20 protein-coding genes are annotated in these 19,466 nt (G+C 61.1%); 14 read left to right on the forward strand and 6 right to left on the reverse strand.

Annotated elements, in window-relative coordinates; all coding sequences use genetic code 11:
• Nucleotides 1-8: 8 nt before the first annotated feature.
• Both rdgB and rph read right to left on the reverse strand, forming a co-directional pair.
• Complete coding sequence (gene rdgB, locus H0274_RS04380; RefSeq protein WP_226793214.1) at nt 9-635, reverse strand: RdgB/HAM1 family non-canonical purine NTP pyrophosphatase; 627 nt, start codon at nt 633-635, stop codon at nt 9-11.
• Nucleotides 632-1,345 (reverse strand): ribonuclease PH, encoded by a 714-nt coding sequence (gene rph / locus H0274_RS04385; RefSeq protein WP_226793217.1) that lies wholly within the window; start codon nt 1,343-1,345, stop codon nt 632-634. The genes rdgB and rph overlap by 4 nt, the downstream gene beginning before the upstream one ends.
• Before the next feature lie 168 nt (nt 1,346-1,513).
• On the opposite strand from rph, the gene H0274_RS04390 reads away from it, so the two are divergent.
• From H0274_RS04390 to grpE, 3 genes are all read left to right on the forward strand, one after another.
• Nucleotides 1,514-1,963: a DUF6438 domain-containing protein gene (locus H0274_RS04390; protein ID WP_226793220.1), complete on the forward strand. Its 450-nt coding sequence runs from the start codon at nt 1,514-1,516 to the stop codon at nt 1,961-1,963.
• 78 nt (nt 1,964-2,041) lie between these two features.
• Entirely contained in the window at nt 2,042-3,085 is a 1,044-nt protein-coding gene (gene hrcA / locus H0274_RS04395) for a heat-inducible transcriptional repressor HrcA (protein ID WP_226793223.1), read from the forward strand.
• Between the two features lie 18 nt (nt 3,086-3,103).
• Nucleotides 3,104-3,673: a nucleotide exchange factor GrpE gene (grpE, locus tag H0274_RS04400; RefSeq protein ID WP_226794434.1), complete on the forward strand. Its 570-nt coding sequence runs from the start codon at nt 3,104-3,106 to the stop codon at nt 3,671-3,673.
• A 4-nt stretch (nt 3,674-3,677) separates the two neighbouring features.
• Here grpE and H0274_RS04405 read toward each other — a convergent pair whose 3' ends face one another.
• Nucleotides 3,678-4,358: a cysteine hydrolase family protein gene (locus tag H0274_RS04405; RefSeq protein ID WP_226793226.1), complete on the reverse strand. Its 681-nt coding sequence runs from the start codon at nt 4,356-4,358 to the stop codon at nt 3,678-3,680.
• Between the two features lie 182 nt (nt 4,359-4,540).
• On the opposite strand from H0274_RS04405, the gene H0274_RS04410 reads away from it, so the two are divergent.
• A complete protein-coding gene (locus H0274_RS04410) occupies nt 4,541-4,813 on the forward strand; it encodes a hypothetical protein (RefSeq protein WP_226793228.1) in 273 nt (90 codons plus the stop codon).
• Here the strand turns inward: H0274_RS04410 and H0274_RS04415 are convergent.
• A complete protein-coding gene (locus tag H0274_RS04415; RefSeq protein ID WP_226794435.1) occupies nt 4,810-5,286 on the reverse strand; it encodes a vgr related protein in 477 nt (158 codons plus the stop codon). The genes H0274_RS04410 and H0274_RS04415 overlap by 4 nt on opposite strands.
• A gap of 14 nt (nt 5,287-5,300) precedes the next feature.
• The gene (locus tag H0274_RS04420) at nt 5,301-5,795 is read right to left on the reverse strand and encodes a copper chaperone PCu(A)C (RefSeq protein ID WP_226793230.1); all 495 of its coding nucleotides are present in this window, start codon (nt 5,793-5,795) and stop codon (nt 5,301-5,303) included.
• A 165-nt stretch (nt 5,796-5,960) separates the two neighbouring features.
• On the opposite strand from H0274_RS04420, the gene dnaK reads away from it, so the two are divergent.
• The 3 genes from dnaK (at nt 5,961) to H0274_RS04435 (ending at nt 9,567) form a co-directional block, all read left to right on the forward strand.
• Nucleotides 5,961-7,880, forward strand: coding sequence for a molecular chaperone DnaK (dnaK, locus tag H0274_RS04425; protein ID WP_226793233.1), 1,920 nt, complete (start codon nt 5,961-5,963; stop codon nt 7,878-7,880).
• A gap of 73 nt (nt 7,881-7,953) precedes the next feature.
• On the forward strand, nt 7,954-9,084 hold the full coding sequence (gene dnaJ / locus H0274_RS04430) for a molecular chaperone DnaJ (RefSeq protein ID WP_226793236.1): 1,131 nt from the start codon (nt 7,954-7,956) through the stop codon (nt 9,082-9,084).
• A 15-nt stretch (nt 9,085-9,099) separates the two neighbouring features.
• Nucleotides 9,100-9,567 carry a low molecular weight protein-tyrosine-phosphatase gene (locus H0274_RS04435; RefSeq protein ID WP_226793240.1) on the forward strand — a complete coding sequence of 156 codons (468 nt, stop codon included), beginning with the start codon at nt 9,100-9,102 and terminating at the stop codon, nt 9,565-9,567.
• Here the strand turns inward: H0274_RS04435 and H0274_RS04440 are convergent.
• Nucleotides 9,557-11,890, reverse strand: coding sequence for a patatin-like protein (locus tag H0274_RS04440; protein WP_226793242.1), 2,334 nt, complete (start codon nt 11,888-11,890; stop codon nt 9,557-9,559). The genes H0274_RS04435 and H0274_RS04440 overlap by 11 nt on opposite strands.
• A 71-nt stretch (nt 11,891-11,961) precedes the next feature.
• On the opposite strand from H0274_RS04440, the gene radA reads away from it, so the two are divergent.
• From radA to proS, 7 genes are all read left to right on the forward strand, one after another.
• Entirely contained in the window at nt 11,962-13,326 is a 1,365-nt protein-coding gene (gene radA / locus H0274_RS04445) for a DNA repair protein RadA (RefSeq protein WP_226793245.1), read from the forward strand.
• An 11-nt stretch (nt 13,327-13,337) separates the two neighbouring features.
• Nucleotides 13,338-13,865, forward strand: a complete 528-nt coding sequence (locus H0274_RS04450; protein WP_226793248.1) for a CvpA family protein — start codon at nt 13,338-13,340, stop codon at nt 13,863-13,865.
• 88 nt (nt 13,866-13,953) lie between these two features.
• Nucleotides 13,954-14,301 carry an iron-sulfur cluster assembly scaffold protein gene (locus H0274_RS04455; RefSeq protein ID WP_319018199.1) on the forward strand — a complete coding sequence of 116 codons (348 nt, stop codon included), beginning with the start codon at nt 13,954-13,956 and terminating at the stop codon, nt 14,299-14,301.
• 45 nt (nt 14,302-14,346) lie between these two features.
• Nucleotides 14,347-15,996: an MFS transporter gene (locus H0274_RS04460; RefSeq protein WP_226793254.1), complete on the forward strand. Its 1,650-nt coding sequence runs from the start codon at nt 14,347-14,349 to the stop codon at nt 15,994-15,996.
• Complete coding sequence (gene alr / locus H0274_RS04465; protein WP_226793256.1) at nt 15,968-17,041, forward strand: alanine racemase; 1,074 nt, start codon at nt 15,968-15,970, stop codon at nt 17,039-17,041. The genes H0274_RS04460 and alr overlap by 29 nt, the downstream gene beginning before the upstream one ends.
• 74 nt (nt 17,042-17,115) lie before the next feature.
• Entirely contained in the window at nt 17,116-17,691 is a 576-nt protein-coding gene (phaR, locus tag H0274_RS04470; protein ID WP_226793259.1) for a polyhydroxyalkanoate synthesis repressor PhaR, read from the forward strand.
• A 128-nt stretch (nt 17,692-17,819) separates the two neighbouring features.
• Nucleotides 17,820-19,361 carry a proline--tRNA ligase gene (gene proS / locus H0274_RS04475; protein WP_226793262.1) on the forward strand — a complete coding sequence of 514 codons (1,542 nt, stop codon included), beginning with the start codon at nt 17,820-17,822 and terminating at the stop codon, nt 19,359-19,361.
• The last annotated feature ends 105 nt before the right edge of the window (nt 19,362-19,466 follow it).

Consider the following 19,466-nt stretch of genomic DNA (forward strand, 5'->3'; position numbering starts at 1 on the left):
CGGACGGATCAGTGGAACTGATCCGTCACCAGCTTGGCGAAGGCATCGGCACGATGGCTGATGCGATGTTTTTCTTCCGGCGCGATCTCGGCAAAAGTCTGGTCAAATCCGCTCGGCACGAACACCGGATCATAGCCGAAACCCATGGTTCCGCGCGGCGGCCAGGTGAGAGTTCCTCCGACGCGGCCTTCATAGACCGCGCTTTCCCCGTCAGGCCATGCCAGCGCCAGAACGCAATGAAATGCCGCATCGCGCGCAGTGTCAGGCCCCTTTTCGGCCAGCATGCCTTCCACCTTGCCCATAGCCATGTACCAGTCACGGCCCGGCTCGCCTTCGAACCATTGCCGTTCGGCCCAGTCGGCGGTGTAGACGCCCGGGCGGCCGCCCAGCGCATCCACCGACAACCCGCTATCGTCTGCCAAGGCGACGATGCCGCTTGCATCCGCAGCGGCCCGTGCCTTGATCAGGGCATTCTCGACAAAGCTCGTGCCGGTCTCTTCAGGCTCGGGCAGGCCCAGCGACCCGGCTGAGACGCATTCCAGCCCATAAGGGGCAAGCAATGCGGAAATTTCCCGCAGCTTGCCCGCATTATGGGTGGCGATAACCAGCTTTCCGGAAGTGAGCCTGCGCGTCACTTCACAGCCTTTTCCTGAGCTGCGTAGATCTGATCGCAGCCGATACGGGCGAGGCGCAGCAGGCGCAGCAGCCCTTCCTCGTCATAGGTCGCGCCTTCCGCAGTGGCCTGCACTTCGGCAATCTGGCCGCCTTCGATCAGCACGAAATTGGCATCGGCATCGGCGGAACTGTCTTCGATATAATCGAGATCCAGAACCGGCGTATCCTTGAAAATCCCGCAGCTGATCGCCGCCACCTTGCCGATGATCGGGTCTTCCTTGACCAGCCCCTGTTCCATCAGCTTGTTGACCGCCAGACGCAGGGCGACCCATGCGCCGGAGATAGAGGCGGTGCGTGTGCCGCCGTCGGCCTGAATCACGTCGCAATCGACGGTGATCTGCCGTTCGCCCAGCTTCTTGAGATCGACCACCGCACGCAGCGAGCGACCGATCAGGCGCTGGATTTCCTGGGTACGACCGGATTGCTTGCCCTTGGCCGCCTCGCGCTGACCGCGGGTGTGAGTGGCGCGGGGCAGCATGGAATACTCGCCCGTTACCCAGCCTTCGCCCTTGCCCTTGAGCCATGGCGGCAGGCGTTCTTCCACGCTGGCGGTAACCAGCACCTTGGTTTCTCCGAAAGAGATCAGGCACGATCCTTCCGCATGCTTGGTGAAACCGGTCTGGATTTCGATAGTGCGCATCTCGTCGATCGCGCGGCCGGAAGGTCGCATAAATCACTCCGTTGGACTGTGTGGTCCCCCTAGCCAGCAAGTGTTCACGATGCCACAGCCATTTCCGCAAGGGGCCTGAATTCGTACCGGAAAGGAATTACCCGCGTGTCGAGTAAATGGATTCCCCTCGCCGCAACCCTTCTGCTTGCAGGGTGCGCAACAACTCCCGTGCAGGAAAGCACGGCGCCCGAGACGGTCACCTTTGAGGAAACCGCCTGTTTCGGTTCCTGCCCGATCTTTTCCTTCACGCTGAATGCGGATGGCAGCGGGACTTTCACCGGCACGCGCTTCGTTGCAGCCAAAGGAGAGCATCCGTTCACGGCCACGCCGGATCAGGTGAAGGCCTTCCTTGCCCGGATCGAAGCATTCCGGCCGCAGGGGGTGGTGGAATATGGCTATGACAATTGCTCGGTGCCCGTGCGCACGGATAGTCCGAGCGTGAGGGTAACCTGGCAGAAAGAGAGCGGAGCCGACGCGCTGAGCTGGTATCTCGGCTGTGCGGAACCCAAAGCAGAGAAGATCCAGCCCGACCTGTATGGTGCTTGGAAGGAACTACCGCTCGATGATCTGGTGGGGACGAAGCAGAATCGCTTCGAATATGAACCGCAGGATGGCTAGGCCTGTATGAGTTTACTGCCTAGCAAGTACACCTCCTCTCTGGATTGCGGGGGCAAGTCTCCCTAAATGTGGGGCGTGATGAAGACGCTTCCCGTCACTGAACTGACCACACGTGCTCGTGAGATATTCCGCCTGGTGGTGGAAGGCTATCTCACGAGCGGGCTTCCCGTGGGCTCGAAGGCGCTTGCACAGGAAAGCGGGGTCAGCCTTTCCCCAGCTTCCATCCGTTCGGTTTTGGCCGATCTTGAGTCGCTGGGCCTGCTGGCTGCCCCGCATACCAGCGCGGGACGTATGCCCACTGAACTTGGCCTGCGGCTGTTTGTGGACGGGATGATGCAGGTAGCCGAACCGAGCGCGGAAGAACGTGCCGCAATCGAACGGCGACTGGCTCAGCCTGGTCCGATCGAGCAGGCTCTTGAGGCTACGAGCGCCATTCTTTCCGATCTTTCCGCTGCTGCCGGGGTGGTCATGGTGCCCAGTCGCGAGCCGACGCTGGCGCAGATGAGCATCGTCCCACTCTCGCCCACCACCGCGCTGGCCGTGCTGGTGGGGGAGGATGGCCAGATCGAGAACAGGGTGCTCCATTTGCCCGCCGGCATGCCGCCCACTGTTCTGGAGCAGGCCACCAATTTCATCACCGCGCGCCTGGCGGGACGGACCCTCGCGGAAGCAGTGCGTGCGATGCGGGCCGAGATTTCCTCAGGCCAGTCAGCACTTGACGAGGCGAGCCGCGATCTTGTGGAGCGTGGCCTTGCCATCTGGAGCGAGGATGCCGCGCGGCGCCCGGTGCTGATCGTGCGCGGTCAGGCAAAATTGCTGGACGAAACCGCACTGGGCGATATCGAGCGTGTGCGCCAGTTGCTGGACGATCTTGAGAATAAGCAATCGATCGCGCAATTGCTCGAAAGCGCGCGTGAAGCGGAATCGACACGGATTTTCATCGGTTCGGAAAACCGGCTTTTCGCGCTTTCAGGCTCTTCGGTGATCGCCTCGCCCTATCGTGATCGCGAGGGCAGGGTGGTCGGTGTAGTGGGGGTGATCGGCCCGACGCGGTTGAATTACGCGCGCGTCGTCCCCATGGTGGATTTCACAGCTCAGTCTCTGGGTAAATTGATCGGCTAGAACAGACAGATAATGACGATGAACGATGACAAGAAGAAGCCGCTTGACGATGCTGCAGCCGCGGAACTGGCAGGAGTTCCGGAAGAATTGCTCGATGGCGGTGAGGGTGAGAGCATCCTCGACGAACTAGGCAAATTGCAGGAAGAACTGGCATCTGCGCAGCAGGGCGTCCTTTATGCTCAGGCCGAAACGCAGAACGTCCGCCGTCGGCTTGAGAAGGATATCGCCGATGCGCGGGCCTATGCCGTTACCGGTTTTGCGCGCGATATTCTGAGCATTGCAGATAATCTCTCCCGCGCACTGGATGCGGTTTCCGCCGAGATGCGCGAGGACGAGAAGTTCAAAAGCTTCATCACCGGTATCGAGGCGACCCAGCGCGAGGTCGACAAGGTTTTTGCCGCCCATGGTATCAGCCGGATCGCGGCCATGGGGCTTCCGCTCGATCCCAATCAGCACCAGGCCATGATCCAGGTGCCAAGTGCCGATGCAGAGCCCGGCACTGTGGTGCAGGAAATGCAGGCCGGCTACATGATCAAGGATCGCCTGCTGCGCCCGGCGATGGTGGCAGTTGCGAAGAAGCCGGACTGAGGTTTCAATCCACCGCAAAGAGGCCCTCGATCTCTCTGGTCGAATAGAGATCGGCAAAGACGAAGGCCATATTGTGCAGGGTGGCCGCGTGTTCTTCGTCGCTCAGGGCGGCGTTGGCATCGGCGGCCACCAGCACCCGGTAATTGTGCTGCATGGCATCGCGGGCGGTACTCTCGCAGCAGCAATTGGTAAGCGTGCCGCTGATCAGCACCGTATCGATCCCACGCTCGCGAAGAGTGGCGTTGAGGTCGCAAGTGCCGGGAGTGAAGGCGCTGAAGCGCTGTTTCTCGATCACCAGTTCATCCTCCGCGATATCCAACTCCGGCCATAGCTGCCAGTAATGCGCTCCGGGCGTGAAGGCTTCGCGATGGGCCTGTGCGCCCGGCCCCATGCGAAAATGGAAGTTCGACCAGCTTGGCGAGCCTTCGGGTGGCGTGGTGAAGCGCACGAAGATATTGTGTCCGCCTGCCTTGCGCAGGGCAGCGGAAATCCGGTTGATATTATCCACAACGTCGCGTGCCATAGGCACTTCCACCGGCGCGCCTTCTTCCATGAAGCCGTTCTGCATGTCGATGATCAGATGGGCGATGCGGGTGGGGTCGAGGTCGGTGAAGCTGTTGCGTACCCCGCCGCGCGTGGCGGCCAGGCGATCGAGGATGGCGGAATGATCGACGTCATGCGGCATTTCAGGGCTCTCCGGCATTTTGTTTTGCGCAGCATATGGCCGCAGCAGGCCCTTCATCGCAACCGGGACCGCCACCTGCGGGGCAAGGTAGCGCAGAAATACGATAGGCCGTGCAACCCTTAGCTTGCCTAAGTCGTTGATTGTTCAAGGGCATGAACAGGGGTGAAAGAGGAACCAGTGACATGACAAGGAAACTGCCTTTCGTTCCCGTGATCTTCGCATCCGCTCTCGCTATCGGGGCCTGTTCAACCAATTATGCCGGTGAAGGCGCTCTGGCCGGCGCCGCGGTGGGGGCTGGCGTGGGTGCCTTGCGCGGCGGCGACGTTGCCGAATCTGCCGCTATTGGCGCTGGCGTAGGCGCCGTAGGTGGTGCGCTGATCGAGAAGGAAGGCAAATGCTATCGCCGGGACAGCCGCGGGCGCGAATATGAAGTGCGCTGCCGCGATCGCCGCTAAGAATCAGTGCCGGGAAAATCGACCAGCCTTTCATAGGCTTTTGCGTCCGTCACGCCGGGAAGTGCCGTGCCATTGCGCAGCAGAAAGGCGTGGCGGATGATTTCTGCCTGCTGCTCGATCCCGTAAGCGGTCAAGGGTTGGCCAGGTTTCAGCGCGTAAGCGTAACGGCAGAAAGGATGCCGCTGCAAAGGCAGAAAAACGCCCCGCTGGTGCTGCCACACATGTGCCATTTCATGAATGAACAGGCCCTGCCGGCTGAGCGGCGCACTGGCGAAGTCATCGCAATAGGATTGACCCTGCGGATGGAAATGCAGGTGGCCGCGCGGGGCCATTACCACGCTGCGCAATTGGAACGGAAACCACTTGCGGCGCCTGATCCGCACCGGGCCATAATGGATTGCATCGCCGAATATCGAGCGGGCGAGGGCAATCTCCCCCGGCGTCAGCGGTCGTTCGCCACCCGCCGGGCAAATCGTGCCGCCATGGTTCAGCGTACATCCCCCGCGGCGCGAATCTCTGCCGAGAAGGTCGCCTTGTCTCCATTGGTGAAAGTGAGCGTGACATCGGTGAACGAACCGGGCTTCAGCCTATCGTCCAGTTCCATGGCCATGATGTGATTGCCACCGGGCTTGAAACCGGCGCTTCCGCCCTTGGGCACGACGAATTCGGACATGTCCTTCATGGAATTCATGCCGTCCACCGTCATGGTTTGGTGCATCATCGCGCTGCCCGCGCCATCCACATGCACGCCCACGATGGAGGCATCGCTTTCGCTCTTGTTGGCGATATCGAAATAGACCGCGCCCGGATTGCCCTTCACGGCTGGCAACACCAGCACGCCATTGGCCAGTGCAATGCCCGCCGGTGCTTCGGGAGCGGCCGGAGAGGCGCCTTGCGTGGGTTCAGCCGCCTCCTGCTGGCAGGCGGCAAGGCTGATCCCGGCAAAGGCGAGGGCAATGGCGGTCAGGCGAATGGATTTCATCAGATCTTTCCTTACGGACTTTCGTCAAATTTCTAGTCGTCACTATCTCTTGTGCCAAGGAAAACCGCTCCTATATCGCCCCTGTGAACGAGCCGCCGAACCGCTTTGCCTCAAGGGGGAAGCGAACAGCGCGGTGTCCAACATGAAGCACAGGATGGGAAATACATGGCCAAAGTTATCGGGATCGACCTGGGTACGACCAATAGCTGCGTTGCAGTGATGGATGGGGGCAAGCCCAAGGTTATCGAGAACTCTGAAGGGGCGCGCACCACGCCCTCGATCGTCGCTTTCACCAAGGATGGCGAACGTCTGATCGGACAGCCGGCAAAGCGCCAGGCGGTGACCAACCCGGATAATACCGTTTTCGCGGTGAAGCGCCTTATCGGCCGCCGTTTCGATGACCCGGTGACCAAGAAGGACACCGAGCTTGTTCCCTACACCATCGTGAAGGGCAAGAATGGCGACGCATGGGTGAATGCCGGCGGCGAGGATTATTCGCCTTCGCAGATTTCCGCCTTCATTCTCCAGAAGATGAAGGAAACGGCCGAGAGCTATCTCGGCGAAACCGTCACTCAGGCGGTCATCACGGTTCCGGCCTACTTCAACGACGCGCAGCGCCAGGCGACCAAGGACGCCGGCCAGATCGCGGGCCTTGAAGTGCTGCGCATCATCAACGAGCCGACCGCGGCCGCGCTGGCCTATGGCCTCGAGAAGGAAGATGGCAAGACCATCGCCGTCTATGACCTTGGCGGCGGCACCTTCGACGTTTCGGTGCTGGAAATCGGCGACGGCGTGTTCGAGGTGAAGTCCACCAATGGCGACACCTTCCTGGGCGGTGAAGATTTCGACGGCGCGATCGTCGAATATCTGGCCGACAAGTTCAAGGACAAGGAAGGCATCGACCTGCGCAGCGACAAGCTCGCCCTGCAGCGGCTCAAGGAAGCCGCCGAAAAGGCCAAGATCGAACTGTCGAGCGCGCAGACCACCGAAATCAACCAGCCCTTCATCACCGCGCGCATGGAAGGCGGCAACACCACGCCGCTCCACTTGGTGGAAACCATCACGCGCGCCGATCTGGAAAAGCTGGTCGACAAGCTGATCCAGCGTACACTGGAACCCTGCAAGAAGGCTCTGGCCGATGCCGGCGTTTCGGCCAGCGAGATCGACGAAGTGGTGCTGGTCGGCGGTATGACCCGCATGCCCAAGGTGCGCGAAGTCGTTGAAAAGTTCTTCGGCAAGAAGCCGCACACCGGTGTGAACCCGGATGAAGTCGTGGCCATGGGCGCTGCCATTCAGGCGGGCGTGCTTCAGGGCGACGTCAAGGACGTGCTGCTGCTCGACGTTACCCCGCTTTCGCTGGGCATCGAGACGCTGGGCGGCGTGTTCACCCGCATGATCGACCGCAACACCACGATCCCGACCAAGAAGACCCAGGTCTATTCGACTGCCGAAGACAATCAGCAGGCGGTGACCATTCGCGTCTTCCAGGGCGAGCGTGAAATGGCGGCGGACAACAAGCTGCTCGGCCAGTTCGACCTCGTCGGCATTCCGCCCGCTCCGCGTGGCGTGCCGCAGATCGAGGTCACCTTTGACATTGACGCGAACGGCATCGTGAACGTCAGCGCGAAGGACAAGGGCACTGGCAAGGAACAGCAGATCCGCATCCAGGCTTCGGGTGGTCTCTCGGATTCCGACATCGACCAGATGGTCCGCGATGCCGAGAAGTTCGCCGAGGAAGACAAGAAGCGCCGTGAAGCGGCCGAGGCACGCAACAATGCAGAAAGCCTCGTCCACGCGACCGAGAAGCAGCTTGCAGAAAATGGCGACAAGATCGACGCCGATCTCAAGAGCCAGATCGAGGCTGCGATTGCCGAAGCAAAGACCGCGATTGAAAGCGGCGATGCTGCTGCGATCAATGCCAAGAGCCAGGCGCTCACCGAAGTGGCCATGAAGATGGGCCAGGCGATCTACGAGAAGGAACAGGCTTCGGCCGCTTCTCCGTCGGGCGCCGCGGACGCATCTTCGGGTGACGAGGAAGTGGTGGACGCCGAATTCTCGGAAGTCGACGAAGACAACAAGGGCTGATGGCCTGATGGAAATGCTGGCCGCCGCTGATGCATCCCGCGTCGGCGGCGGCTAGATTTATCGGGACGGGGCTATGTCGACCGACATCGATTATTACGAACTGCTCGAGGTGGAGCGGACGGCGGACGAGAAGGTTCTCAAAACCGCCTACCGCCGACTCGCCATGCAATATCACCCGGATCGCAATCCTGGCGATTCCGAAGCTGAAGCTCGCTTCAAGGCTATCAATGAAGCCTATGACTGCCTGAAAGACCCGCAGAAGCGCGCGGCCTATGATCGTTTCGGTCATGCCGCGTTTCAGCAGGGTGGTTCTGGCGGGTACGGTGGTGGTCCCGGCGCCGATTTCGGCGATCTCGGTGATATTTTCGAAACCATCTTCGGCAGCAGTTTTGGAGGCGGGGCGCGTCAGCGCCCTCGTCGCGGCGCGGATCTGCGCTATGACTTGCAGGTGACGCTGGAAGAAGCGTTCCACGGCAAGGATACGGAAATCGAAGTAGAGGTTTCGGTTTCCTGCGAACCCTGCGACGGCACGGGAGCCGAGCCGGGCACGGGGCGGCGGACCTGCAACCTGTGTGGCGGCCGCGGCAAGGTGCGTGCGCAGCAGGGCCTGTTCGTGATCGAACGTCCCTGTCCGACCTGCCATGGCAGCGGGCAGGTGATTGAAAGCCCCTGCAAGCACTGCCGGGGCGAAGGTCGGACCGATCGGCTTCAGCGCCTTGAAGTCGCGGTTCCTCCGGGCGTCGATAACGGCACGCGCATCCGCTTGTCAGGCCGGGGTGAGGCTGGGCCGAATGGCGCGCCTCCGGGCGATCTCTACATTTTCGTGCATGTAGCGCGCCATCCGGTATTCGAGCGGGAAGGGACCACGCTGTTCACCCGGATGCCGATCAGTTTCACCACTGCGGCGCTGGGCGGCTGTGTCAGCATTCCAGGGCTCGACGGAGAAAATCATTCGATCGACATTCCGGCGGGAATCCAGTCCGGCAAGCAATTGCGCAAACGCGGTGCCGGTATGCCGGTTCTGCAAGGGCGCGGGCGCGGTGATCTGGTGGTGGAAGTCCAGGTGGAGACGCCAACCCGCCTCTCGGTTCGCCAGAAGGAATTGCTCCGGGAATTCCAGGAGACGGAAACCGGTGAGGAATGTCCCGAAAGTGCAGGTTTCTTCGATCGCCTGAAAAATGCGTGGAACGATCTGACCGAGTGACGCTAGTCAAACCTTATGAATGAACGCCCCGCTCTGCTATTTGTATGCCTTGGTAATATCTGCCGTTCTCCGCTCGTTGAAGCGGCAATGCGGCAAGTGGTAGAGCGGGACGGTCTCCAAATCCATGTCGAATCCGCGGCAACCGCGTCCTACCACATCGGCAAGCCTATCGATGAGCGTTCGCTGATCGTGGCGCGCAAGCATGGGGTCGATCTTTCCGATCATCGCGCCCGCCGGGTCACTCCAGATGATTTCATGCGGTTCACCCATATTTTCGCGGTGGATCAGGGCGTACTGATGTCGCTGCGCATCATGGTGCCCGATGGCCCGAAGGCAAAACTGGAATTGTTGCTGGACAATGTGCCCGGTCGCGAAGGCGATTCCATCGCCGATCCTTTCTTCAGCGAGCAGGATGCTTTCGACATTACCTGGGCAGATTCCATGGCCGCGGCAGAGGCATTGGCCCGGCGTTTCAGTAAATAGGTGTTCCTTCCCTTAGTCGCTCCATCACTTCGGCCCGGATCGTGGGGATCAATGCGGGATCGGTGGTCAGGCGGCATTCTTCCTCGTCAAGGATGGACCGGAAAATCCTTCGTTTCCAATCTATTATGAGCTGTTCGTCAACTATTCCCTCAACAGCAGAACATGTCAGATCGATCATGCGTTCGGCCCCGTGCAGGCGTCCCCAGAGATAATCGTTCTCGCGATAGGCGCGGCTGAAAAAGGCCCCGAAATTATAGAATTCCACTCCGCGCAAGGTCGCGAATGTGCCCCCTTGGCGAATGGAAACGGCATCATCAGGGGAGATACGGTCAACCTTGATCGGATCGAACTCGGTAAAGCCTTCGTTGCGCAGCAAAGGCAGCGTGGCGACATCGTAGAACGGGAAGCCGAGATAGGCGAACAGGATGCGCCGCCGCAGCGGCTTGGGCATGGCCTCCAGCGCCTCCGCCAACATGGCTTCCACGGCAACGTCCAGATCTTCCAGGTCGCGCAGACGCGCTACCTCATCAAGCACGCCCCCCGGATTGTGGAGAACCTGCTCGGCAATCGGAACGAACTGTTCGCCGGGAAAGGATGGGCCTTCCCGATCGAAATAGAGCGCCAGAGCGCGATAGACCACATCTCTTCCGGCGTCTCGTGCGGCCTCGGGCACTTCGGGATCATCTTCCCAATCGTGAGTCAGGCGCCTTGCGAGCAGGCGCAGGCGCCGAATTCGGAAGCCGATGTCGTGCTTGCGGAAGAATGCGATCGCCTGCTCGCTGGCGCCGCCTGATGGATCCATCAGGCTGGCAAGGCCGCGCTTGTGCAATTCAGTGCGCAGCGCTTCCTCGATCGGTGCAGAATCTGGCAATAACAGGCCGGGAGCGCAGGCGAAAACGAGTTGGCCAAGGCGGTCAACAATCCCCGCCAGCTTCGTCTGGGCATAGGAATGGAAGGCATATCCAGCCTGCTCCGCCGCAGCCTGCTGCGCTTTTGCGCGCCAGGATGCGAGCCGTTTGGGTGTCGGCCGGTTCATGAAAAAGGTGCGGCCAAACAATTGGTCTACCGTGCGCTCCACCTCAGGGCGCAGGGAAGCGGCGATAAGCTGCATCTGCTCCGCCTCGCGTGAAAGGGCCGCGATCTGTTCCAGATTGTCGCGAATGGGCTGCTCGCGTGGAATCACCGAGATCGAGCCTACGATTGCGCGAAAGAAGCCGACATCCTGCCCCCGTTCACGTGCGCGCCGCCCGATACGATCCGGACGTGGATCGATATAGACAAAGCGCCTGTCCACTTCGCGCTGGGCAGGGCGCCCTTGCAATGAATTCATCGCTTCCGAAAATGGCGCATTCACCAGAACGGAACCGTCGATCAACGAGACATTTTCGGCATCATGCTGGCGCGTATGGCCCGGCATTACCCGTTCGATGAATTGCTCCCGGCTTTGCCACTCCAGTTTGCGGCGGCGGGCCAGTTCGTCAATTTCAGCGAGCTTCAGTGGCGGAAAGGCACCGGGAAAGCTGGCCGTGGAACGTGCCGCCAGCGTCAGTTCCAGCATATGCGCCAGCGGCTGCCCCCCCTCTGCCGGAATCCGTGCTGAAAAACCGATGGGCAGTCGATGTTCGCTTTCTTCAACCACCGACGGGCTATTCAGCCGCAGCAATTCGACATAGCCTCCGAAATCGGTAGCGGTGACGAACAGGTCCAGCGGATGGCCCGGCGGCAACAGCGGCAAGCCTGCAGGAGCTTTTTCCATCGCCTGCAGTGCATCTGCGATCAGGCCGGAAAATCCGATTCCCGAAAATGGCGGGGCAAACCAGCGGGATCGCACGAACCGCCCGAGCTTCTTGCGCACCTGCCGCCGGGTTTCGGGTGCCACACTCTCGTTCACGGCACTGCCCGGGCGGCTCAACAGGAATTCGACAACGGGCGGAGCCCAGAATTTCGCGATCCAGGTCCACAGGCGCGCCTCGGGATCGAGCAGACGATCCACATCGGCATGGTCCAGCCACAATTCGGTAAGCGGTTCGAGCGACTGGCCGGAATGAATGGCCTGAGCCAGAAACACGGCATTGATGCCGCCCGCGCTGGCCCCGGTCAGAATGTCAGGCATGATGCGCAGCGCAAGATCCTGCTCCGCGCCCAAATGCTGAAGCATTTCCAGATAGATCGCCTCGCTGCCGTTCAGCGAGGTGTCACCTGCGTGGAATGCCCGGCTTGCCCGGGTAAGCTTCCACACTTCCTTGGTCACGCCATGCATATAGACGGCCAGACTGACGCCGCCGTAGCAGATGAGCGCGATACGGAGTTCCTTCTGGCGCATGGTGCCCTGTTTGGCGGCAAGGGAAGCGGAAGGCAATTGCGTTCCACTTATGTTCTGTATATCGCGTATTTATGGCCAAACCCAAACGTCGATATGTCTGCCAGGCTTGCGGAAGCACTTCCCATCGCTGGCAGGGGCAATGCGCCGATTGCGGCGAATGGAACTCTCTGGTGGAGGAAGCTCCCGCCACGGTGTTCTCGCAGAAGCATGATCTTTCGAGCGGCGGGCGCAAGGTCGATTTCGTGGCGCTGGATGTGCCGGCGGAGATGCCGGTCCGCCGCGCCACCGGGCTGGCGGAGTTTGATCGCGCGCTGGGCGGCGGGCTCGTGCCGGGTTCAGCTATCCTGATGGGCGGTGATCCGGGTATCGGCAAGTCCACCCTGTTGTTGCAGGCAGCGGCGCAGATTGCGCGGAACGGGGGCGATGCGGTTTATGTCAGCGGTGAGGAAGCTGCCGGGCAGGTGCGGATGCGGGCGGCCCGGCTGGGGCTGGCGGATGCTCCGATTCGGCTCGCTTCCGTCACCTCTGTGCGCGATATTCTTACCACGCTGGGCGGCATGGCGCCGCCAGCCCTGCTGGTGATCGATTCGATCCAGACGATGCATTCCGATCAGATAGAAGGCGCGCCCGGCACGGTCAGCCAGGTGCGCGGCTGTGCCTTTGAACTGATCCGCTATGCCAAGGAGAACGATGTCGCGCTGGTGCTGGTGGGGCATGTCACCAAGGATGGATCGATCGCGGGCCCCCGCGTGCTGGAGCATATGGTGGATGTGGTGATGAGCTTCGAGGGGGAGCGCAGCCATCAGTATCGCATCCTGCGCGCCTTGAAGAACCGCTTCGGCGCAGTGGATGAGATCGGTGTTTTCGCAATGGCGGGGCAGGGGCTGGAAGAGGTTGCCAATCCCTCGCTCCTGTTCCTCTCGGGCAATGAGGAACCGCTGGCCGGCAGCGCGGTATTCCCGGCACTGGAGGGGACGCGCCCGGTGCTGGTGGAAGTCCAGGCGCTGATCGTCCGGCTGCAATCCGGCGCCACGCCACGCCGGGCCGTGGTCGGTTGGGATTCCAGCCGTCTTGCCATGCTGCTGGCAGTGCTGGAGGCACGGTGCGGGCTCAGTTTCTCCTCCTGCGAGGTCTATCTCAATGTGGCCGGCGGATATCGCCTTGCCGATCCGGCAGCCGACATGGCTGTAGCGGCGGCGCTGGTTTCGGCACTGGCGGACAAGCCCTTGCCATCGCGCAGTGCGTGGTTCGGCGAGATATCCCTTGCGGGCGAGGTCCGCTCGGTCGCCCATGGCGGGGTGCGCCTGCGAGAATCCCTGAAGCTTGGTTTTGACCGGGGTTTCGGGCCGGATGGCTGCGACAGTCCGAAGGCTCTGCGCTATGAACCGCTGAAACGTGTATCCAATCTCGTTGACCGGGTGATGGGCAGCGCATAATTCTCGCGGCAATGACGGGCTTCGATATCATCGTCCTGATAATCATCGGGGTAGCAGCCGTCGGCGGATTCCTGCGCGGTTTTGTGCAGGAGGTGCTTTCACTTGCATCGTGGCTGCTTTCGCTTTTCGCGATCCATTACCTGCACACCCACCTGACCAGTCAGCTGATGACCTATATCCACAGCGTGTCGGGGGCTGCGGTTCTGGCTTTCGCGTTGCTGCTGCTCATTCCCTACGCCGGAATGAAGCTGATCGCCGGCCGCTTGGGGGAAAGTTCGCGCAATTCGCTTCTGGGGCCCGTGGACCGTGTGCTGGGCTTCGGCTTCGGAATGGTGAAAGGCGGGATCATTGCCGTACTGGCGTTCAGCCTGCTTGTGCTGGGCTATGACAAGATCTGGGGGATTCAGGGCCGTCCGAACTGGATTACCCAGGCGCGAACCTATCCGGCAGTGAATGCGGGGGCCGATGCGCTGGTACAAATGATCGAAAGTCGCCAGGTCGACATCAAGGCCTCGGATGCGGTGATAGATGGCGAATGAAATGAGCTCCGCTGACCGGCTATATACGCCAGACCTCCTCGCCTTGACCCTTCGCCTCGCGGATTACCCGTGGGCTGAGGATTTGCCCTTGTCGGGGGAGTCCCGCTCCCGGAGCTGCGGCAGCACTCTGGCCATGGGGCTGCTGCTCGATGGGCAGGGGCGTATCGATGGAATCGGCTTGCGCGCACGCGCCTGCGCAGTGGGGCAGGCGAGTGCTGCGATTTTTGCTGCTGCAGCAAAGGGCAAGACCTTCGAGGACATTGAGGCATCCGCCAGGGCGATGGAGGATTGGCTTGCAGGCAACGGTTCCTTGCCGGATTGGCCCGGTATCGGGGCGATTGAGGCCGCGCGCAGCTTTCCCGGTCGGCACGGCGCGATGATGTTGCCATGGCAAGCGGCATTGGCGGCTCTTTCTTCTGCGCGGGCGAACGTCTAGGGCCTGCACAGAAACCCGGCGGGGGCCGGAAGAGGGGCAGGGGCAATGGCGACAGTCGATACGGCAATAGCTGGAAGTGATGCAGTGGCTGGCGAACCCAGCGCGAAGGAAATTCGCATGGTTATCGCCGCGTCGAGCGCCGGTACGGTGTTCGAGTGGTATGATTTTTTCATCTACGGCACGCTTGCCTCGCTGGTTGGCAAGGCATTCTTCCCATCCGATAATGAAACACTGCAAATGCTGCTCGTCTGGGCGGGTTTTGCCGTGGGCTTCGGCTTTCGCCCGCTTGGCGCGATATTGTTCGGCTTCCTGGGCGACCGCCTTGGCCGCAAATACACCTTCCTCGTTACCGTCACCCTGATGGGCATTGCAACGGCTGGCGTGGGACTGATTCCCACGGCTGAAACCATCGGTGTCGCCGCGCCACTGATCGTGCTTCTGTTCCGCATCCTGCAGGGGCTGGCCCTTGGCGGGGAATATGGTGGCGCGACAGTTTATGTGGCGGAACATTGTCCGCCCGAAAAACGCGGATATTACACCAGCTTCATCCAGGCGGCCGTCGTGGGCGGCTTCGTGCTGAGCGTTGGCGTGGTACTGGCGTGCCGTCTGCTGATCCCGGGCGATGCCTTTGTTGAATGGGGTTGGCGCGTGCCGTTTCTCGTATCGCTCCTGCTGCTCGCGATTTCGCTGTGGATGCGCATGAAACTGAATGAAAGCCCGGTGTTCCGCGCCATGAAGGCAGAGAACCGGACTTCGGCCAATCCCTTCAAGGAAAGCTTCACCTATCCGGGCAACAAGAAACGCATTTTCGTGGCCTTGTTCGGCATAACCGGCAGCCTGACGACGATCTTCTATGCCGCCTATTTCTCCAGCCTGTCCTTCCTCAAGGGGCCGATGCGGGTGAATTCGACCACGGTGGAAGCACTGATCCTGGTCGCCGGGCCTATCATCATGAGCTTCTATCTGTTCGTGGGCAAATGGTCGGACAGGGCGGGCCGCAAGAAACCCATCATATGGGGCAATGCCCTGATCCTGCTGACGATCTTCCCCGCCTTCTGGGCGCTGGGGGCGATTTCCAATCCTGGCCTGATAGAATCTTCCAGCGCGGCGCCCGTCGTCGTCTCGGGGCCGGATTGCGCTTACGATCCCTTCGCGAATACCCAGAAAACCGAGTGCGGCAAGCTGATCTCCGACCTCACCGCAGCGGGTGTTCCCTATACGCTTTCGGCATCGCCTGCGCTCGAATTGCGGGCGGGGAACATGCCGGTCGCAATCGATGGGTTCGACTGGGAAGACGGCACTGCACGCAAGGCGCAGTTGGAACAGGCGCTGGGCACTGCCGGTTATGATTTTTCCGTCCAGCATCCGGGTTTGCTGCGCAGCATCGGCATCATCGGCGTGCTGTTGTTCTTCGGCTTCCTTTCCGCCATGAATTATGGATCGGTCGCCGCGTTGCTGGCCGAGATGTTCCCTGCGCGCATCCGCTATAGCTCGATGTCGATCCCCTATCATATCGGGGCGGGCTATTTTGGCGGTTTCCTGCCCGTGATCGCGGGCTATATCGTGGCCAGAACCGGGGATGTCTATTCCGGGCTCTGGTATACATGGGGCTTTGTATTTATCGCGCTGATCGTGGGGATCTGGGGCATCCCGTCCGGTCCGCCACGTGACTTCGAGGAAAACGAAACTGCCTGACCTGCCTCCCGAGCCGCCCAGAGCTCTCCGTCTTCGTCTCGACCGTGATGCACTGGCCTATAACTGGCGCGCGCTTGATCGCCTGTCGGGCGATGCCCGCGCTGGTGCTGCGGTAAAGGCGGACGCCTATGGCCTGGGTGCGGCAGAGGCCGTTCCCGTATTGCTGGCTGCAGGCGCGCGGGACTTCTTCGTAGCTCATTGGTGCGAAGTGGCGGCGGTGCTGGCCCATGCGCCCGCTGGGCAGATTTCCGTGTTGCACGGCCCATTGACGGCGCAGGATGCCGCCTATGCGAAGGCGACGGGCGTGAAGCCCGTGATCAACAGCCTGCATCAGGCGCATCTATGGATTGATGCCGGGGGAGGCCCGTGCGACCTGATGGTCGATACGGGCATGAACCGCCTCGGCCTGCCGATGGATCAGACAGGTGATCCCCTGATCGCTGCTCTGGAGATCGACGTTCTGCTGTCTCACCTCGCTTCGGCGGATGAGGATAGCGCGCTGAACGAGACGCAGCTCGCGCGCTTCACTTCGGTTTGCGCGCAAGTCCCCTCGCGTCGCCGCAGCCTTGCCAATAGTGCCGGCATCAGCCTGGGGACGCGTTATGGCTTCGACCTAACTCGCCCGGGCCTCGCTTTGTATGGCGGTATTCCTTGTCCCGCGCTGGATGGGCAGATTCGCCAGGTTGCCTATCCGCAGGCGGCCATCCTCCAGACGCGGACCATCCAGCCGGGCGATACCGTTGGCTACAACGCCATCTTCACTGCCCAGCGCCAGATGCGCGTCGGGGTGGCCTCGCTCGGTTATGCGGACGGTTTCCTGCGTTGCTGGGGCAATGAAGGCTTCCTGCTGCATCAGGGTGTGCGGCTGCCGCTGCTTGGCAAGATCTCGATGGATATGGTCGTCGTCGATCTGGAGGCGGCGCCGGATGTCCGCGAAGGCGATTGGGTCGATGTGCCCTATGATCTGCCTCAGGCGTCGGCAATTACCGACCTGTCCCAATATGAATTGCTGACGGTTATCGGCCGCCGGTTTGCGCGAATCTAGTCTATTGCATTCATGTTGCACCGCACTTGCTGCAAGTGCTAAGTGTGCGAAAGGGCTCAAAAGGGAGTGATGCAATGGCCAAGAGTGCAGGGGGCTCGGACCAGCCGGTAATAATCAAGAAATATGCAAACCGGCGGCTGTATAATACGAGTTCTTCAAGCTACATCACGCTTGACGATCTTGCGAAGATGACACGTGAAGGTGTGGAATTTCAGGTGCTCGACGCCAAGACGGGCACTGACATCACCCATTCCATCCTGACTCAGATCATCATGGAGGAGGAAGCGAGCGGGGGCGAACAGATGCTGCCCATCAGCTTCCTGCGCCAGCTTATTTCCATGTATGGCAATTCTATGCAGGCCCTGATGCCGCATTATCTGGAAGCCACGATGGAGAACTTCCAGGCTAACCAGCGCAAGCTGCAGGATGTGTTCAAACAGTCCATGGGCGGCGATACTTTTGCCAAGATGGCTGAAACCAACATGGCTATGTTCAAGGCTGCTGCGGCGGCATTCATGCCCAATGCCTCGGCCGCTGCCGAGCAGGAATCCGCGCCGACGGCCCCTCAGGCCAAGACCGAGGACGAACTGGCCCTGCTGCGCAAGCAGATGGCCGAAATCCAGAAGAAGCTGGATTCCCTCGGCAGCTGATCCGATCCGGCCCGGTGCCTATGGGGGCGCTGGGCGGGTTTTACCGCCGAACAACCGCGCAGGCCGCGCTTGTCGAAAGCTGTGTGCTGGGGCAAGGGCGGCGCGACATCAATCCAGAGGCAACACACGTGTCCGCAATCCGCCATGCCCTGTCGGTCAAACGCACCGACGACTTCGCCCAATGGTATCAGGAAGTCATTTCCGCCGCCGATCTTGCCGAGGAATCGGGTGTGCGTGGCTGTATGGTCATCAAGCCGTGGGGCTATGGCATCTGGGAACGCATCCAGCGCCTGATGGATACCCGCATCAAGGCTGCAGGGGTGCAGAACTGCTATTTCCCGATCTTCATCCCGCTCTCCAACTTCGAGCGCGAAGCGGAGCATGTGGAAGGTTTCGCCAAGGAAATGGCGGTCGTTACCCATCACCGCCTGATTGCCGATGGCAAGGGCGGGCTGGTGCCCGATCCCGATGCGAAGCTGGAAGAGCCACTGGTGGTTCGCCCCACGTCCGAGACGATCATCGGCGATGCCATGGCGCGCTGGGTGCAGAGCTGGCGAGATCTGCCGTTGCTCACCAATCAATGGGCCAATGTCGTGCGCTGGGAAATGCGCACCCGCATGTTCCTGCGGACCAGCGAATTCCTCTGGCAGGAAGGTCATACGGCGCATGAAAATCGCGACAGCGCGATGGAAGAGACCAAGCGCGCGCTGGAAATGTATCGTGCCTGCGCGGAAGACGAGCTGGCCCTGCCGGTGATCGCGGGCGAGAAGCCCGAGAATGAGCGTTTCCCCGGCGCGGAGGAAACCTGGTCGATCGAGGCGATGATGCAGGATGGCAAGGCGCTGCAGGCAGGTACCAGCCATTATCTTGGCACCAATTTCGCGGAAGCGGCCGGCATTCGCTATCAGGATCGCGAAGGCAGCCAGCAATTCTGCCACACGACCAGCTGGGGTGTGTCCACCCGCCTGATCGGCGGCGTGATCATGACCCATGGCGACGATGACGGGCTGCGCGTGCCGCCAGCCATCGCCCCCTACCAGATCGTGATTGTGCCGATGCTGCGCGAAGACGATGGCGATGCTGCACTGCTGGTCTATTGCGAGGAATTGCGCGCCGCTCTGGCCAGCCAGCAGGCGCTCGGCGAGGCCGTGCGCGTTCTGCTGGACAAGACGCCGGGCAAGGCCGCTGCCAAGCGTTGGGATTGGGTGCGCAAGGGCGCCCCGATCCTCGTCGAAGTCGGCCCGCGCGACATGTCGGAAGGCAAGGTTGCCGTGCTGCGCCGCGACAAGATCTGGAACGACGCAGGCAAGACGGCTTTCGCCTTCACCGCGCGCGATGACTTCGCGGCCAATGCTGCTGCCATGCTGGCGGATATCCAGTCCTCGCTTTACGAGGAAGCCAAGGCGCGCCGCGATGCGAACATTACGCGCGGCGTCACCTCGCTGGATGATCTGGCCGCCTTCTATTCCGACGATGCCCGCTATCCGGGTTGGGTGGAAGTCCAGTGGTCCAAGCCCACGGGCGAGGCGCTCGATAAGGTTGTGGAACAGCTCAAGGCTTTGAAGCTGACAATCCGCAACGTGCCGATCGGCGCGGAACCAGCAGATAGCGCCTGTATCTTCACGGGAGAAAAGGCCGTGGAACGCATTCTGGTTGCGCGGGCCTATTGATAATCGCTCGTCATTGCGGCGGCAAAACCGCGTGGCAATCCAGGGAGTAACCCATTGGGGCCTGGATTGCCGCGGAATCTCCGGTTCCTCGCAATGACGAAGAAT

Source organism: Fulverythrobacter ferritrahens (genome assembly GCF_020539485.1).
Classification (GTDB): Bacteria; Pseudomonadota; Alphaproteobacteria; order Sphingomonadales; family Sphingomonadaceae; genus Andeanibacterium; species Andeanibacterium ferritrahens.